Origin of the sequence: Chryseobacterium artocarpi (assembly GCF_001684975.1) — a bacterium.
Taxonomy (GTDB): domain Bacteria; phylum Bacteroidota; class Bacteroidia; order Flavobacteriales; family Weeksellaceae; genus Chryseobacterium; species Chryseobacterium artocarpi.
The window spans coordinates 712,362-728,759 of the sequence record NZ_MAYH01000012.1; the positions used below are offsets into that span (position 1 = coordinate 712,362).

Consider the following 16,398-nt stretch of genomic DNA (forward strand, 5'->3'; position numbering starts at 1 on the left):
AATGTTTAAAATATTGTATGAGAGCAGGGAAATCTAAATTTTATCTGTTCCCGATTTTACTTGGTAATACATTATATTTTCTTTTGAAAGCCGCAGAAAAATGTCTTGGATTTTTATAACCGATGATATCCGAAATCTCACTGATATTCATATTGCTATCTAATAACATTTTTTTTGCATGCTCCATTTTAATATCATTCCAAAATCCGAAAACTGTAGTTCCGAAAAGCTCTTTAAAGCCTTTCTTTAAAGTAAATTCATTCGTACCAACCTGATGGGCGAGTTCAGTAAGAGAACAGTTCGCATCCAGATTATTTGCAATATAATCTCTAACCGCGTAGATCTTTTCCTCATCTTTCCTGGGTATCGAAGATTTGGAAACCGGATCGCAGAAAAGTTGTTCCAACTGTAGCAGTAATAGCTCACTTACCTTAGCTTCAAGATAGATACGCTTGAAAATTCCTTTTCGGTCACAATGCATAATATCATTAAGGATCTGATACATTTCCAGACTGATCAGATGATGTTCAGGGTTGATGAGTGAAGAGTGCTGTTTTTCAATAGCATTTCTGAAAGTTTCAAATAATCCGGATTGTTCAGGAAGGAATTTCTTGAAAAACGCAGGAGCCAGATTGATTTCCAGTATATGAAGATCAGGACCGTAAAATTCCATTTTTCCCTGCATGTGATGAGCATAAATAATATTGTGCTGATAACTGTCAAACTGTACGGTTTTATCAAAGTTTCCTGAAATGGCTCTGCTTTTACCTTTCAACGCAAAATGCATTTCCACTGTATCGAGATCACTTTCAAAATAAAGCTGAAGCTTATCTGCTAAAGAAATATTTCCGAAGCTGATATGAACATTCTCAAAACATATTTCATGATAAAATCCATCCCCATAAGGCGGAATAAGCCGCGTGACACATTCCTGAATGTCTCCGTCATTTACATAATAAGTGCTGGGATAGCTCCTCTCGATAAGTATTTGTCCGATGTTTTCATCGTATAGGCGTAGTGTCATTTTCTTTCTTTTAGTTAGAATTTCCTTTTTGCGGACTTTTTATTCCGTTTTGCAGACCCAAACTGTCAATTGTACACTCTACTTTTGCACAAAGGTAATGATTATTTAGAATCATTCTTAATAATAAAATTTGTTTTTATGAATAAATAACTGAAAAGGAAATGTATGATCGAGAAATATGATAGAAAAATAAACCCTTGTAAAACAATGTTATGAGAAATTTTAAAGCTATAGAAACGGAGCTTACAGTAAGCAGAAAAGAATATATTACGCCACATTATATCAGAGTTTTTCTGACAGGAAATGATGTTTCTTTAATTGCTAATACAACAGTAGGAGTGAATAACAAGATACTTATTCCGCCTAAAGGAGTAAACAAAATTCATTTTCCAGAGTTTGATTATGATAAAATGTTGTGGAAACCACAGCCTGAAGAAGTTCGTCCAAGTATAAGAACATATACCCACCGTGGAATTGATCTAGAAAATAATGAAATCTGGATTGATTTTGTAGCTCACGGAGATGAAGGACCGGCTTCTGCATGGGCATTGGAAGCTAAGAAGGGTGATCTGCTGGGCGTACTTATGAAAGACGGTAAAACAGAACTTTATGGTAAAGCTGAAAACTATCTTTTAGTAGCAGATGCCACAGGAATTCCCGTATTGGCAGCTATTCTGGAAGATCTTCCGGAAAATGCTAAAGGAACCTGCATTATTGAAGTACATGGTGAAGAAGATCAGCAGGATTTACAGACGCTTGCCACTATTGATTTCATATGGTTATATAATGAACACCCACAACTAGGAAGCAGACTTGCTGAAGTTGTAAAACAGCAGCTATTACCAGAGGTATCCAGATCAGGATATGTTGCGGCAGAGTTTTCATCAGTAAAAGAAATCCGAAACTATCTCAGAAAAGAAAAACAGTGGAAACAGGAAGAGCTGTATGCCTACTCTTATTGGAAATCAGGAGTCGCAGAAGATAAATCTGCAATGGAAAGACATAAAGAAAAAGCAGAAAGCGAATCATAATTCAAAACCTATTAAAAATTAAATATTTACAAAAAATAGATGAAATATTCAAGTAAAATCAACTGGTCCTTTGTAGCGGCAATTGTGGTATCGGTTTGTTGGATCATCGGAGATATCTTTGTGGCTGGATTTGATCCGAATCCGGATGATTATCCGTTGTTCTCAAAAACGTATGCAGATCAGGTAAATGTTGAGTTCGCTACTTTGATGTTGGAAGGCTCTACTCCTGGATTGATGTTCGGTGCTTTGATTGGTGCACTCACAGGTCCATTGTTACTTCCAGCAAGTTGGTTGGTATACCAGTTTTTTAAAAATACCAAGACATGGTATGCTGTTTCTGTGTATTGGATACTATTAGCCGGAGCTGTTTTATCTCCATTAGGGCATGCCGGATTCTTTTATGTCGGAGAGATTTATAAAGCGATTTACCATACAGATCCATCAGCTCATCCTTATCTTTTGGAGACAGGAAGAAGCTTTATGAAAATGTTGAATATTGCATGGGGAGCAGCTATTGGAGTTCTGGCAATAGGGTGGGTTTCATTCGCGGTGTGTATCCTTTTAAATAAAACGTTGCTTCCACGATGGATGGCTTTGTTGACGCCATTTGTTTTAACAATGTTTATCATCCCGATAAAAAATATTCTGCCGCCTCCTTATTCGGGGTGGGTTGGAGGAGCGATATTCAATCTGGCTTATCTGATATTTTTCAGCTCCTTGCTGTTCATGTTCAGGAAAAGACTGGTGAGGTAATGATGCTTAAAATTGCCATTGATGTACGGATTTTTTTTAACACATAGATGTATAGAATCACAATGTGTTTGCGGTAAGATTGATATTATCAATATTTTACGAGTTGTTTTTTAGCTGTATAGCCTATGTTACTATGTATTTTTAAATAAACTATAAACCCATTAAAATTATTTTATTAGCCTCGGATGCACGAATTTTTTTATTAATTATAGGATGCATATGTTTTAAATATAAACTACTTATTCGTGCATTCGTGGCAATATAAGTATCCATAAAGCTTGTGTTTTGACTTAACTAATAACCATGATATTTCATTGTAAACATGAGCTTTTATTGAACATCATCACCTTAAAATATATGAAAACTGAAAGGTAGAAACACAGAGAAGACTATTGATGTATGCTAAAGATGAGTGACGGTTTTCCTTTCAATAAGGAAGACCCAATGCAGAGGGAAGCCTTTAAATCCTAGGATTTAAAGGCTTTTTTTGTGAAGAAGTATTTCATTTAAGGTATTGATTCAAATAATTAGCCTTATATTGCTGTTAAGAATTATCAGAAATATGGAACAGTTAAAAAAATGGTTCAGAAATAATTGGTCTACGGCAATTTTAGCTATTCTCTTCATCATATTACTTGTAAATCCGGATGCTAAAGCTTGGCTGATGAGACAGGTTGCTTCTACAGGATTACTTAACTCAAGTATATCAGAGCCTAAAGCGCAGGAAACTATTACCTATAATAATTTTACTTTAAAAGACGAGTCAGGAAAATTCATTAATGTCTCAGATTTAAAAGGGAAAGTAGTATTCATCAATTTTTGGGCATCATGGTGTCCTCCGTGCCGCGCAGAATTTCCTTCCGTTCAGAAGTTCTATGAAAAATACAAATCTAATTCTAATATTGTTTTTCTGACTGTAAATCTCGATGATGATTCTGCAACAGGAATAGCATATTTGAAACAAAAAGGTTTTACAGTTCCGTTTATAACTTCTGCAGGCAATATTCCGAAGGAAATCTATGATGGTTCATTGCCAACCACAGTTGTACTGGATAAAAAAGGAACAATCCGCCTTCGACATACAGGAGTAGCAGACTACAGTAAAGATTCTTTCTATGCTGATATTGATGCATTATTGAAATAAAATATAAATGCAATCCAGGAACAATTAGACGAATAAAGAATAGCATAATGAATTTATATACTTTGCTTGCTTTTCATAAACGAGAAGATTATTATTTCTCTGTGATCGACAGGAAAGGAGAAATTTTTGATAAATTTAAACTGCCTGAATGCAGAAACTTTCCACTGAGGAACAATAATATTCCACTTAAAGAAGAATTTACAGAAAAGTATCAGCTGAATCTGGAAACTTTTTTAAAAGATTATGATCTATATACCTGCTATACAGGTGGAGTGGGAGAACTTTTTTCCCAACAAGCCGTATCAGCCCTGAAAGAAGAACTTAGGAATGAAATAGAGTTTATACCCTGTATATTGAAAGGGCAGCCTATCCCTGTATATGCTGCATTGTTTCTAAAGACAGCAACTATTGTAAAGGATTTTGACGGAATGAACTTTACATTTGAAAACGAAGTATCTTTCAGTGCAAAATATGCTGTTCAGGATGAAAATAAAGGCATTAATTTCGTTACTCAGGCGTTTGTAGAGCTGGTAGAAAAAAATAATCTTACTATAGGATGTAAATTACAGTTCAATGGATAGATTGAAATATATAGAATTGAAGATGATATCAAATGTTAATAGAAAAAACAGAACTTTAGTGAGATGATTTCGTTTAAAATAGTATCCATTGAAGCTATAGAAGCAGAGATATTAAAGGAAAAAAAGAACGTGCAAAACTTTCCCAAAACTGTCAGTTTTCCTTTTTCGGAACAATATAAAATACTGATTACCTCCATAAAAACCATTGAAATTTCTTCGGAAAACATTTTGTACAATTCTGTAGAAGCTGTCAATGAAAATAAAGAATTTAAAACACCAGATTATTGGTGTTTTGCTGGAAATGGGCAAGGTGACCGATGGTTTTTAGACACAAATGGAAATGTTCTGTTCTACGATCATGACTATGATGAAAAGCTGCAGCCGATGCATATCAATTTTGAACAATGGCTGCAAATGGCATTTCTCATTCGACAATTAGATGAGTATTGTGATGAACATGATACGATTACAGACTCCGTAAAGCAAACTTTTTGTGATACCTTAAATCTTATAGAACCTACATTGAGTCAAAATTATCCTTTTACAATTTGAATATAAAATGGTTGTTCAGACTTCTACTTTCATCTTATAAATCCATTGTAGACCCGATAAAATAGACTATTTTTGAGTTTGAAGAATTAAATAATTACACCCTTTCATGAATTTAAGCCAATTGAAAGAAAAGGCACAGCCAATGATACGAAAGGTATCACTGTTTGTTTCTGCTGTTGACTCCAATATTATAACAGCATATGCCAACGAAGATGAGCCAGTTCGCTTTTTAGTAAGATACTCAGACCAATGGATGGGACTTACAGAAGAAGATGATGAGTTCAGGTTTCAGCCAGTCAATATAGAATCCATAGATTTAAACGCTTACATTCCTTTAACGGAAAAAATGACAGAAGTCTATCCGCCATTTGAAACACTGATGCATTACGGAGATGAGGAAACTCAATCCTGGATCATTGAAAATGACGGTGATAAAGATGATTTGTCAAGTTTAGCGGCATTTGTCCCGGATGAATATACCGATCTTTGGATGGATTCACATCCTATTTATAACAATGATGGCGTTTTTGCTTACAAGGGAGGCTGGGCAATGATCTGGCCAGAAGATGATGTCCCTATGGAATGGAATGAAGATCTTGAATTTCTGTTTCAGATCGGATTACAGGATGAGCCATTTGTAGAAGTATTTTATAATAAAAAAGAAAATACTTACCTCTGTATGGAGCGTAATACATAAACCAAAGTAATATCAAATAAACCAATTTACAAATGAACATATCAGAACTAGAAAAGAAATACAATTTTCAGTATCCGGAAATTTACAAGCAGTTAAATGATAACAATATGCTGGATTGGGGCGAATCTGGAAGTGATTGGTATTCTACAACCTTTCCACAGTTAAAAGAAAAACCACCATTGCTTCTGTTTGGATACGATATTGAAATCTGGAATGATGAAGAACTTGTGGATACTTCCATTGAAGAAATGTCAGATGAGGAAGACTACAGAAATATTCATTCAAAGTATAAATTTGTCCCGTTTGCGGCTAATGGAGCAGGGGATTTATACGCATTTCAATTTGATCTGGAAAAAGATGGTGAAGTTCCTGTTACATTGATTCTCCATGATGAGGAGGAAGCTGAAGTACTTGCAGGGAATCTTCAGGATTTTATATTCCGTCAGCTATTGGAGGCAGTGACTGAAGTAGATGAAGACTCCATGTTCTTTGAAGAAGATGAAGAAGACATGAAAGAAAATCTTCTCAATCAATTGAAAACACACGAACCTTATCTAACCCCAAAACAGGTGGAAATTCTGAAGAATATCTATCAGCGTGATATTTTTGAATATACCTATGAAGTATCTGCAGGAAATTCCTTTGAAACTGAAGGTCTGATAACATTTGATGAGGTAAAAGAAATTCTCAGCAAAGAAATAGCTTTTGATCATCTTGATACAACATTTAATTATACAGAATATTAATTCTATAAATTAGAACTCCTGTCATCAATATTGGCAGGAGTTTTTTCTTACCTTTAATAGATTAAAGTCATAATCAGAACCCATGAATATTCAGCTTTTTTCAAAAAATGCCTTGGTGGGAGGCGCTACTCAGGGAATAGGAGCAGGAATCGCGTTTGAACTGGCAAAATGCGGAGCCAATGTTACTTTAATGGCTCGTAACGAAGCAAAACTTAAAGATATTGTAGCTTCATTACCTGTTTTACATGAAGAGCAGAAACATCAGTATCTCGTTGTAGATTTTTCTGATTTTGATGCCTTTAAGAAAACGATTACAGCATATTTTAATGACCATTCAGTAGATATTCTGGTTAATAATACAAATGGTCCGGAACCTGGGCTTGCAATCGAGAAAAATGTTGAAGATTATCAGAAAGCCTTTGATCTTCTTTTTAAAACAGTTTGTGAAACTACCTTACTAGCTTTGCCTCATATGATAAAGCAGCAGAATGGTCGTATTATCAATGTTTCCTCTCTGTCTGTGAAAGAACCGATTGGAAACCTTGCTCTTTCAAATTCTATTCGCTCGGCGGTCATTGCCTGGGCAAAAACCTTATCCAATGAAGTAGCAGAACATAATATAACTGTGAATAATATTTTAACAGGATATTTTAATACCGCCCGTATTCAAAATCTGATTAGCCACGATGCCGAAAAGATGAATGTTTCCTCAGAAGAAATCACAAAGAACCGTGAAAATAAAATTCCAATGAAACGTTTCGGAAAACCTGAAGAATATGGTCATTTGGTTGCATTTCTTGCTTCAGAATATTCCGCTTATCTTACCGGAGCAAGCATTCCTTTAGACGGAGGATTGAGTAATGTTTATTAAAAAATTAAGATGAAAATTGTGATTTTAAATGGTAATTTCGATGCTAAATTCTATAACTTTCATCTTTACTAAAAAAAATTATCATTTCATGTAATAGATTCTCTTTTTCAATTGTCTTACTGATATTATTGGAAAATATTATATGAAAAATTGGTCTTTTAAACAATGGAACACCGTTCTTGGGTGGTTCCTTTTTGCTATTGCATTCATTACCTATCTCTCAACGATAGAACATTTTCTGAGTTTTTGGGATTGTGGTGAGTATATTTCTTCAGCCTCCAAACTTGAAGTAACACACGCTCCCGGAGCTGCTTTATTTCAGATTGTAGGGGCGGTAGCCAGTATATTTGCATTGGGAAACAGCAGCAACTATTCGATAGTGATTAATGCCATGTCTGCTTTGTTCAGTGCACTTACGATTTTGTTTTTATTCTGGACTATTACCCATTTGTTCAGAAGGCTTTTAAATAAAAATTCAGAAGAGATTACCAAGCATCAGGAAATCTCAATTCTTTTTGCAGGTGCTATTGGTGCCTTATGCTTTACATTTTCGGATACCTTTTGGTTTTCTGCGGTAGAAGGAGAAGTGTATTCAATGGCATCTTTGTTTATTGCCCTTTTACTCTGGCTGATTACCAAATGGGAAAATGAATATCAGGCTGTAGATAACGAAAGATGGATTATTCTTATATTCTTTATTATAGGGCTTTCAGTAGGAGTGCATATGATGTGTATGCTGACAATTCCGGCAATATGTCTGATATATTATGCAAGAAATTACTCATTTACCTGGAAGAATTTTATTGCCGCCAATCTTATAACACTTGGGGTTCTGGCATTTGTTTTTAAACTTATTTTTCCTCTGATCATGACAATGTTCGGAAAATTGGAAATTTTCTTTGTAAACGGTTTGGGAATGCCTTTCCATTCAGGAACGGTTGTCGCATTTATTCTAATGGTGATGATTAGTTTCTTTCTCATTAAATATGCCAGAAAAACAAAAAAGAATATTTACCAAACCATTGTTTTATCTGTCGTATATATGATTATTGGCTTTTCCTGCTGGATGGTGATTCCGATCAGAGCAAATGCTAATCCACCAATGAACCTTAATGATCCTGATACTGCTATTGGGATGAAAGACTATTACAACAGAGAACAGTACGGAGACTGGCCTACGACCTACGGACAAAATTATACGGCTGCTCTTGACAGAAAAGGACTTGAAAAAAATGAAGACGGAAGCTATAAGAGGCAAATAACCGGGGAGATATATGAAAAGGATGAAAAAACCAGAACATACAGAAAAACAGGAGAAAGGTTTAATTACGTTTACAATAAATCTCACATAAGCTTTATGCCCAGAATGTTTAGTGAGGATAAAGACGTAATGGCAAATTATATTTCGATGTATGGTGCCCCGGATTTTACATTCAATTATGATAATGAAGATGTAGCTGATAATCCGCAGGCAAAGCAGATTTTTGATGAACTAAGAGCAAAATATGAAGATGATTCCATTACAGTTGACGATTATATGAAGGTAAAGCCCTACGATCTTATCAACGTACAAAGACCTTCATTTGCACAGAATATGGATTACTTTTTTTCCTTTCAGAATGGGTACTACTTTGTAAGATATCTGATGTGGAACTTTGTAGGAAGACAGAACGATCTTCAGGGACATATGGAAAACACCAATGGAAACTGGATTTCCGGATTTTCTTTTATTGATGATGCTTTAGTAGGGAATCAGGATCATATGCCGGCAAAATTTAAGAATGAAAGTACGGTGGCATTTTTCTTTTTACCACTTATTTTAGGGCTTATAGGCTTCTTTTTTCACTTAAACAGAGACTTCGGGAGGTTCTATGCACTCTTATCATTATTTATTGTAACCAGCGTGGGTATCGTTTTCTATACAGGTGTAAAGCCATTTGAAGTAAGGGAAAGAGATTATGCAATGGTGGGATCATTCTACGCTTTTGCCATTTGGGTCGGATTGGGTTCGGGAAGTATTCTATGGTTTATTCAATCTAAAATAAAATCCAATATTGCCAATATTGCACTGGGGGGAATTCTGCTGGGAATACCTTTTATGATGGGTTTTCAGAACTATGTTTCACATGACAGAAGCAAAAAATCCGCAGCTTATGATTCTGCCTATTCATTTCTTGCCTCCTTACCTAAAAACGGGATTATTTTCACTTATGCCGATAATGATACCTATCCGGTTTGGGGTCTTCAGGAAACTGAAAGATTCAGAGATGATGTGAAAACGGTAAATTTCACCCTGCTTGCTACTCCATGGAATATAGATCAGGTAAAAAGAAAAACGTACAATGCGGCGGCAATTCCCGGGGAATTAACCCATGAGGAGTACAGAGATGGAGTAAATGATCAGGTATACGTGATGAAAAAAGAAGACTGGGAAGGAATGTTTGCCATGCTAAAAGATCAGGGTGCTCCGGATACCGAGTTTCAGGAATTCAAAAAATTCCTTACTCAGGATTCGATGACAGTAAAAGAAGCTCTTCAATTTTTAAAATATAAATCTCCGGCTAAAGATGAGCTGTTGAAAATGTATTTTGGCGAAAAAGAATATGAAAAGTATAATATCATTCCGGTACATAAGTTTGTTCTTCCTGTGAATAAGGAGAATGCCGTGAAATCAGGAATTATTAATCCTTCTGATATTCAGAATACGGTGGATCAGATTACGATTAACTATGAAGCGAATACTCTTTATAAAAGTCATCTTATCATGCTGGATGTACTGGCAAATTTTGATTGGAAGCGCCCGATAAACTTCTCTTCAGCAGGAATCTATGACAGTCAGAATTTATTTTACCTTGATGAGTATCTTCAGTTTGACGGATTCAGTTACAGGCTGATTCCTATTCGTACTCCCCAAAGTCCGGATGGTGATAAAGGCAGGGTAGATGCTATTTCACTTTACAATGTTGTAAAAAACTATAAATGGGGAAATTTTAAGGATTTGAGTATTCATTATGATGAAACCGCAACTTCCAATATCATAAGCTACAGAATGTCTGTAAGCAGAGCTGTTTCAGCACTTGTTCTCAAAGGAGAAAATGCAAAAGCAAAAGAACTTTTAGATCTTGTTGCAAAAGAAATTCCTGCTGAAAAATACAATGATCCCCGTTCTTTAAGTTCTATTGTAACAGGATATATTGTTGCTGGAGAAGAACAAAAAGGGCTTAAGCTTGCGGAAAATTTAAAGAAAGAAATATTTGAAGAGTATGATTATTACCTTAAGCTTTCCCCGGAATTTCAGGCAACAGCCAGAAGACAGATGAGACCAAAACCCATGGAATATGCCCTTGTTGTTGCCGGTGTTACTGATGCTTACAGACTATTAGGACAAAACGATAAGGCAAAAGCTTACCTGTTGAAATCCATAGAGCCGATTGATAAAAAATTCAAGGTTTTTATGAAAGAACTTCAACAAATGGGCAAAGAAAAAGCGACAAAAGAATCAGAAAAAGTTCAGAGAATCACTCCTTTTTATCAATATCTATTTAATGTAATGGAACCTTTTGATTCTGCCTATTCAAAAAAGAAAGAAGAACAGATTACCAGCGCCATTATAAAAGCAGTACAATAATTTAAAAAAATAAGTCATTCAAGCAGATAAGGGAATAAAAAGAGGGTTTTGTTTTATATAGTTTCGTCATAAAATCACATGATTTTACCTCCTTTTATACCTTTCTGCTTAATGATTTTTTTAAACATTTACGAACTCGTAAGATTGTTTAAGTTATTAAGATTCACAATCGTCGGCAATTTCATTAAGCATTCATTTAAGGTTATTAAATCAAAAACATTCGTGAATTCGTGGCAAAAAATATCCGCAGCAAAAAAACTCACGCACCATAATCTTTCTGATCAAATAGAAGGAGAACGAAACGCCTTACTACTTTTCCTTAAATCCGAAGGTCTGGATTGTGTAAACTCATGAAAGGTATCACTAAATGCACTGATCGAACTGTACCCAACATCGTCCGCAATTTCATTAATCGCTTTATCAGTATTTAAAAGCAACTCAATAGCTTTGATGATCCTTAACGTTTTCAAATACTGAAGAAACGAAATATTCATATCTGTTTTAAAAAGACGTGACATAGAACGCTCACTCAACCCGAATCTGGCACTTACATTGGAAAGCGTAAGTTTTTCCCCAATATTCCATTCAAGATAGGAAACAATTTTCATCATCTGCTTATTATGTGTTGCTGGAAGGATGATCGGTAAAGGCTGTTTATGAGTCTTAGGTAAAATCTTTTTTAAAGCTATAAGAAACTCAAAATTCTCATCTTTTTCCGTCACATGTTTTTCATCCCACATTTCTGTGTATTTAATCATTTGGATTAAAAGTTCTGATGCCGGATAAATTCCAAGCTTACCATAAAAAGGATCTGAAATATCATCATAAGCATAAAAATAGAGAGAACGGAGAACAGTAGCTGTATGTCCGATTTCAAGAATATGCTCCATGCCTTGCGGGATCCAGAAAAAATGTCTGGCTGGCACTACATAGGTTCGGTTGTCTATTGTAATATAAGCAATACCACCTTCTACATAACTTAACTGCCCCTTTGTATGTTTATGAAAAGGGATCAGTTTCTCTGATTTTTCGTGCATAACAAACACACTTTTGTCGTGTTTATCGATATCCGGAAGTGCTGCAATTAACCCCATAAAAAACTCAGGTAAATAATGAAAATGCAAATATAATCATTTGGCTGGAATCATGTAAAAGTTGACTATTTTAGATAAAAATAATATCAGGATTGAGAATAAATTTGCAGTGCAATAATTCGAAAAATTCAAATGAAAATTTATGTCACCGGACTGCTGATGCTGGGAGCTTCCTACACAATATCAGCCCAGACAGGCAGTCCAAGCAATGATACCATCCGAATCTCCCTAAAAGACGCATGGCAAAGAGCTGAAGAAAACAGCCGTCATATTAAGATCAAAACCATCAATGTAGACATCGCAGAAGCCGAAGTAAAAGACGCGAAAAGAGAACGTCTTCCGGAAATAGAAGTAAAAGGATCTGCAGAAAAAGCGTCCAACATTCCCATCTATGAAAACGGTATCTTTTCAAAACCTACCCAACATGAAGTAATTCACACCCTTTACAGAGCGGGAGCAGATTTTTACCTTAATATTTACAACGGAAATAAATTAAATCTTAAGATAAAGGAAAACCAGACGCTTCAAAAGATAAAAAATATTCAAAAGGAGCAATCCGTTTCTGATATCCATTACAAAACAGCTGCGCTTTATCTTGAATTACAGAAAACTCTAATCTTCAGAGACCTTATCAAACAGGATATTGAAGATCAAAAGACGCAGCTTAAAGAAATACAGGCTTTATATAAAAATGGAGTAGTACTTAAAAGTGATGTTTTAAGAATAGATCTTGAGCTTTCCAAACGTAAAATGACTTTGATTACCATTGAAAATGATATTCTTATCGCAACTCAGAAACTGAATATTATTCTTGGTGTGCCAGATGAGCAAGTGGTAATTCCTGAAACTCCTTTGAGCCAATGGAATGAAAATACAACGTATGCAGAGTATTTGAAACTGGCGCTGGATCACTCTTTCGATTATCATGTTTCCGAACAGCAAACGGAATTGAGTATAATCAAACTGAAACAGGTAAAAGCCAATGTGCGTCCTAAAGTTGGGATGTACGGAGAATTTTATTATGCCAATCCGCAGATATTCCTTTATCCTTATAACCCTTATTGGTACTCTTTGGGAATTGTCGGAATTAAAGCCTCGTTTTCTATTTCTTCTCTCTATCACAATACTCAGAAAGTAAAAGCAGCCGCGCTGGAATTTGAAAAAGAAGAAGAAATACACAAAGACACAGAAGATAAGGTGAGACAACAGGTAAAAGAAGCTTATCTGCGTTATCAGGAAGCTCTTGAGCAGATAAAAGTGGCAGAAACCAATGTTGCCCAGGCAAAAGAAAATGCACGTATCATTAAAAACACTTATTTCAATCAGACTTCCCTTATAACAGAATTGCTGGATGCTGATATACAGTTTCTTCAGACAAAATTCGAATTGGAGGCAGCAAAGATTATGGCACAAAACAATTATTATTTACTACAAAATATCACAGGCGTTTTATAATACAATGAAAAAAAAATATACCCCCACCGACAGGCTGATCACAAAGATCACAGGATGGATTTCAGTTTTAATCGTTGCCGCACTTGCTGTCTGGGGCGGTTTTACCTTAAAGAATTATTACAGATATGAACAAACCAATGATGCTCAGATACAGGAATACGTAAATCCGGTGATCTCAAGAGCCGGAGGTTTCATTGTTGCTGTAAAATTTGAGGAAAACCAGGAAGTGAAAAAAGGAGATACCCTTTTACTGATCGATAACCGTGAATACGTTCTTCAGCAAAAACAAACACAGGCAGCTCTTCAGAAAGCCCGTGCTGAGCTAAAGGTTTTAGAAAGCAATACCGGAACCACAGAAAAAGAAGCCGCCGCCGCACAGGCACAGGTAGATGCCAATAAAGCAAAAGTATGGAAGCAACAGCTTGATTATAATCGTTATAAGAAGCTTTATGACGAAGAATCTGCCACAAAACAAAGACTTGAAGATGTAAAAGCAACCTTGGATGTCAATGAAAGTGATTATCAGTCTTCTCAGGATAAATATGCTGCTTCCGTATCAAAAATCAATGATATTCAGGCAGAAAAAACAGTTGTACGTGCAGAAGTTGCAAGACTTGAAGCTTTATTAGACCGCCATAAACTGGATGTAAGTTATACCGCTGTAGTAGCGTCGTACGATGGAAGAATGGGACGAAGAACCGTTGAGGTAGGACAAATGATTGATGCCGGAGAAACCCTCGCCTTTATCGTTAACAATGAAACAGATAAATGGGTGGTTGCCAATTATAAAGAAACCCAGATCAAAGATATGCATGTGGGAGATCGTGTAAAAATTGTGGCAGATTCCTATCCTGATAGAGAATTTCAGGGAACTATCATTTCATTGTCTCCGGCTACAGGTTCCAGTTTCTCACTTTTGCCTCCTGATAACTCTACCGGAAACTACGTGAAAATTGTACAGCGTATTCCTGTAAGAATCAGAGTAGAAGGAAAAAGAAAAGATATTGACGTTCTGAAAATGGGAATGAACGTAAATGTATACGCCAATAAAAAACACTCCTAATGGCTAAAAGACAAATGCCTTACTTCAAAAGATGGGCTCCGGAATGGCTGGTGAAAATTATTCTTTTCTCCATGACACTGCCCGGAATTATCATATTCTTTCTGCCATTATCCAATGTGAATGCGGCAGCAGGATATTATGGAAGTGAGCCGGCTGACATCCAGTTTTCCGTAGCATTATTTTATGCAGGATATGTGGGGTTTTACAGTCTGGAAAGAAGGTTTTTCAGCTTTCTTGCCGCAAAAGAATACTTTCTATTATTTACAACATTACAGATCGTAGCGTGTCTGATATGTTATTTTACCCATGAGATCTACGTCCTCTTTCCGATACGTTTTATTCAGGGAATGTTATTTGCAGGAAACGTCAACCTTTCACTTACTTTGATTTTTACTCGCTTGAGCAGTGAAAGAGGGCGGGAGATCAGTTTTTCAGTGTTTTTCGGTATTCTTATCTGTGCGTTGCCATTTAATAACCTGATTACTGCAGATCTTATAGACTCGTATAATTTTAATATTGTCTATAAAACAGCGATCTTTTCATACTTGCCGGGGCTTATCTTTTTAACATTAGCGATGAGTAATTACAGAACGCATGCAAGATTTCATTTGTATAAGCTGGATTGGCAAAGTTTTGCAGTATTCAGTACTATTCTTGTGCTTGTAGGATATATTACCATTTTCGGGCAGGAATATTATTGGCTGGAAGATCCCCGTATTTTGGGAAGTGTGATAGGAATTATTGCATTGGGAGGAATATCAGTATTTCGCCAAAAGTCTATTAAAAGACCTTATATAGACCTGCGGGTTTTCAGATACAGAAACTTTAAAATAGGTCTGTTGATTCTCTTTGTCATGTATATATGTCGTTTTGCTTCAGGAATCACCAATGCTTTTTTTGCGACAGAACTTCATTTGGATCCTTTTTATATTTCCTATATCAATGTTTTTAATCTTTCAGGATTAATTTTGGGAGTTATTATAGCCTGTTGTATGGTTTTACAGAAGAAAAAAATACAATATGTATGGGTGCCGGGATTTTTGATGTTGCTTCTGTTCCATACATTGATGTATTATTCCTTTGATGTGCAGGCGAATGAATTCAATTATTATATTCCGTTATTCCTTCAGGGATTGGGTGTAGGATTGATTATGGTTCCAACGATTATTTTCATCATATCATCAGTTCCTGCTTCTATAGGTCCGTCTGCAGCGGCAACAGCACTGGCGATAAGGTATCTGGGATTTTGTGTCAGTATAGCTCTGATCAATTTTTTTGAACTTTATGAGAAAAGTCGTCACTACAACGCTTTTCAGGATCATTTAAGTGCAGTAGATCCTTTTGTTAAAGACTTTCTTCATAAGCAGACATCTAAGCTTACAGCGCGTGGAATGTTGGAGGATCATGCTGTAAAAGCATCAAACAAACTATTAGTAAGCAGAATGAATGTTCAGGATCACGTGCGTTTTGCAATGGATTATTACGAAATAATGGTTTGGCTTCTCGCAGCTTTCCTTTTATTGATAATCCTTTTGCCCTATCTGAACCGTACAGCATTGTACTTAAAATCCCGCAGCTTGTCACCTGCGTAATGAGTTTAGAATACTTATTTACGGAATTACAAAGACTTACAGAAGTTTTTTCAGTTCCTACACAAACAAAAAGTATAGCTTTATAGCTAATTTTATAGTGAGAGTGGAAAGACTGCCTTTTTAAGGCAGTCTTTTTTATGTCCGAAACTGTTCGTTTTTTGTCATTG

Annotated in this window: 14 protein-coding genes; 12 read left to right on the forward strand and 2 right to left on the reverse strand. The window is 35.7% G+C overall.

Annotated elements, in window-relative coordinates:
- Positions 1-40 precede the first annotated feature (40 nt).
- The gene (locus BBI01_RS07625) at positions 41-1,024 is read right to left on the reverse strand and encodes a helix-turn-helix transcriptional regulator (RefSeq protein ID WP_065394070.1); all 984 of its coding nucleotides are present in this window, start codon (positions 1,022-1,024) and stop codon (positions 41-43) included.
- Between the two features lie 212 nt (positions 1,025-1,236).
- Here BBI01_RS07625 and BBI01_RS07630 point away from each other — a divergent pair, with 212 nt between their 5' ends.
- The 9 genes from BBI01_RS07630 (at position 1,237) to BBI01_RS07670 (ending at position 11,027) form a co-directional block, all read left to right on the forward strand.
- On the forward strand, positions 1,237-2,055 hold the full coding sequence (locus BBI01_RS07630; protein WP_065394071.1) for a siderophore-interacting protein: 819 nt from the start codon (positions 1,237-1,239) through the stop codon (positions 2,053-2,055).
- 39 nt (positions 2,056-2,094) lie between these two features.
- Positions 2,095-2,808, forward strand: a complete 714-nt coding sequence (locus tag BBI01_RS07635; RefSeq protein WP_065394072.1) for a DUF6796 family protein — start codon at positions 2,095-2,097, stop codon at positions 2,806-2,808.
- 562 nt (positions 2,809-3,370) lie between these two features.
- Positions 3,371-3,952, forward strand: a complete 582-nt coding sequence (locus tag BBI01_RS07640) for a TlpA family protein disulfide reductase (RefSeq protein WP_065394073.1) — start codon at positions 3,371-3,373, stop codon at positions 3,950-3,952.
- 47 nt (positions 3,953-3,999) lie between these two features.
- On the forward strand, positions 4,000-4,533 hold the full coding sequence (locus BBI01_RS07645) for a hypothetical protein (RefSeq protein ID WP_065394074.1): 534 nt from the start codon (positions 4,000-4,002) through the stop codon (positions 4,531-4,533).
- A 63-nt stretch (positions 4,534-4,596) separates the two neighbouring features.
- Positions 4,597-5,085 carry an SMI1/KNR4 family protein gene (locus BBI01_RS07650; protein WP_065394075.1) on the forward strand — a complete coding sequence of 163 codons (489 nt, stop codon included), beginning with the start codon at positions 4,597-4,599 and terminating at the stop codon, positions 5,083-5,085.
- A 106-nt stretch (positions 5,086-5,191) separates the two neighbouring features.
- Entirely contained in the window at positions 5,192-5,782 is a 591-nt protein-coding gene (locus BBI01_RS07655) for a hypothetical protein (RefSeq protein ID WP_065394076.1), read from the forward strand.
- Between the two features lie 32 nt (positions 5,783-5,814).
- Positions 5,815-6,528 (forward strand): SMI1/KNR4 family protein, encoded by a 714-nt coding sequence (locus tag BBI01_RS07660; protein ID WP_065394077.1) that lies wholly within the window; start codon positions 5,815-5,817, stop codon positions 6,526-6,528.
- Between the two features lie 82 nt (positions 6,529-6,610).
- Entirely contained in the window at positions 6,611-7,399 is a 789-nt protein-coding gene (locus BBI01_RS07665) for an SDR family oxidoreductase (protein WP_065394078.1), read from the forward strand.
- A gap of 142 nt (positions 7,400-7,541) precedes the next feature.
- Entirely contained in the window at positions 7,542-11,027 is a 3,486-nt protein-coding gene (locus BBI01_RS07670; RefSeq protein ID WP_065394079.1) for a glycosyltransferase family 117 protein, read from the forward strand.
- 281 nt (positions 11,028-11,308) lie between these two features.
- Here the strand turns inward: BBI01_RS07670 and BBI01_RS07675 are convergent, their stop codons facing one another.
- On the reverse strand, positions 11,309-12,121 hold the full coding sequence (locus BBI01_RS07675) for a helix-turn-helix domain-containing protein (protein WP_065394080.1): 813 nt from the start codon (positions 12,119-12,121) through the stop codon (positions 11,309-11,311).
- A gap of 132 nt (positions 12,122-12,253) precedes the next feature.
- Between BBI01_RS07675 and BBI01_RS07680 the strand changes: the two genes are divergently transcribed.
- Genes BBI01_RS07680 through BBI01_RS07690 form a run of 3 tightly spaced genes read left to right on the forward strand, consistent with a single transcriptional unit; the run spans position 12,254 to position 16,231 of the window.
- Entirely contained in the window at positions 12,254-13,576 is a 1,323-nt protein-coding gene (locus tag BBI01_RS07680) for a TolC family protein (protein WP_065394081.1), read from the forward strand.
- 4 nt (positions 13,577-13,580) lie between these two features.
- Positions 13,581-14,639, forward strand: coding sequence for an HlyD family secretion protein (locus BBI01_RS07685; RefSeq protein WP_065394082.1), 1,059 nt, complete (start codon positions 13,581-13,583; stop codon positions 14,637-14,639).
- Positions 14,639-16,231, forward strand: coding sequence for an efflux MFS transporter permease (locus BBI01_RS07690; protein WP_065394083.1), 1,593 nt, complete (start codon positions 14,639-14,641; stop codon positions 16,229-16,231). Before BBI01_RS07685 ends, BBI01_RS07690 begins: the two co-directional genes overlap by 1 nt.
- Positions 16,232-16,398: the final 167 nt, after the last annotated feature.

Excerpts from the sequence above, each read along its gene's own strand:
- BBI01_RS07630 (WP_065394071.1), top strand. The coding sequence starts at position 1,237 with ATGAGAAATTTTAAAGCTATAGAAACGGAGCTTACAGTAAGCAGAAAA.
- BBI01_RS07665 (WP_065394078.1), top strand. The coding sequence starts at position 6,611 with ATGAATATTCAGCTTTTTTCAAAAAATGCCTTGGTGGGAGGCGCTACT.
- BBI01_RS07625 (WP_065394070.1), bottom strand. The coding sequence starts at position 1,024 with ATGACACTACGCCTATACGATGAAAACATCGGACAAATACTTATCGAG.
- BBI01_RS07660 (WP_065394077.1), top strand. The coding sequence starts at position 5,815 with ATGAACATATCAGAACTAGAAAAGAAATACAATTTTCAGTATCCGGAA.
- BBI01_RS07635 (WP_065394072.1), top strand. The coding sequence starts at position 2,095 with ATGAAATATTCAAGTAAAATCAACTGGTCCTTTGTAGCGGCAATTGTG.
- BBI01_RS07640 (WP_065394073.1), top strand. The coding sequence starts at position 3,371 with ATGGAACAGTTAAAAAAATGGTTCAGAAATAATTGGTCTACGGCAATT.
- BBI01_RS07645 (WP_065394074.1), top strand. The coding sequence starts at position 4,000 with ATGAATTTATATACTTTGCTTGCTTTTCATAAACGAGAAGATTATTAT.
- BBI01_RS07690 (WP_065394083.1), top strand. The coding sequence starts at position 14,639 with ATGGCTAAAAGACAAATGCCTTACTTCAAAAGATGGGCTCCGGAATGG.
- BBI01_RS07670 (WP_065394079.1), top strand. The coding sequence starts at position 7,542 with ATGAAAAATTGGTCTTTTAAACAATGGAACACCGTTCTTGGGTGGTTC.
- BBI01_RS07675 (WP_065394080.1), bottom strand. The coding sequence starts at position 12,121 with ATGGGGTTAATTGCAGCACTTCCGGATATCGATAAACACGACAAAAGT.
- BBI01_RS07685 (WP_065394082.1), top strand. The coding sequence starts at position 13,581 with ATGAAAAAAAAATATACCCCCACCGACAGGCTGATCACAAAGATCACA.
- BBI01_RS07655 (WP_065394076.1), top strand. The coding sequence starts at position 5,192 with ATGAATTTAAGCCAATTGAAAGAAAAGGCACAGCCAATGATACGAAAG.
- BBI01_RS07680 (WP_065394081.1), top strand. The coding sequence starts at position 12,254 with ATGAAAATTTATGTCACCGGACTGCTGATGCTGGGAGCTTCCTACACA.
- BBI01_RS07650 (WP_065394075.1), top strand. The coding sequence starts at position 4,597 with ATGATTTCGTTTAAAATAGTATCCATTGAAGCTATAGAAGCAGAGATA.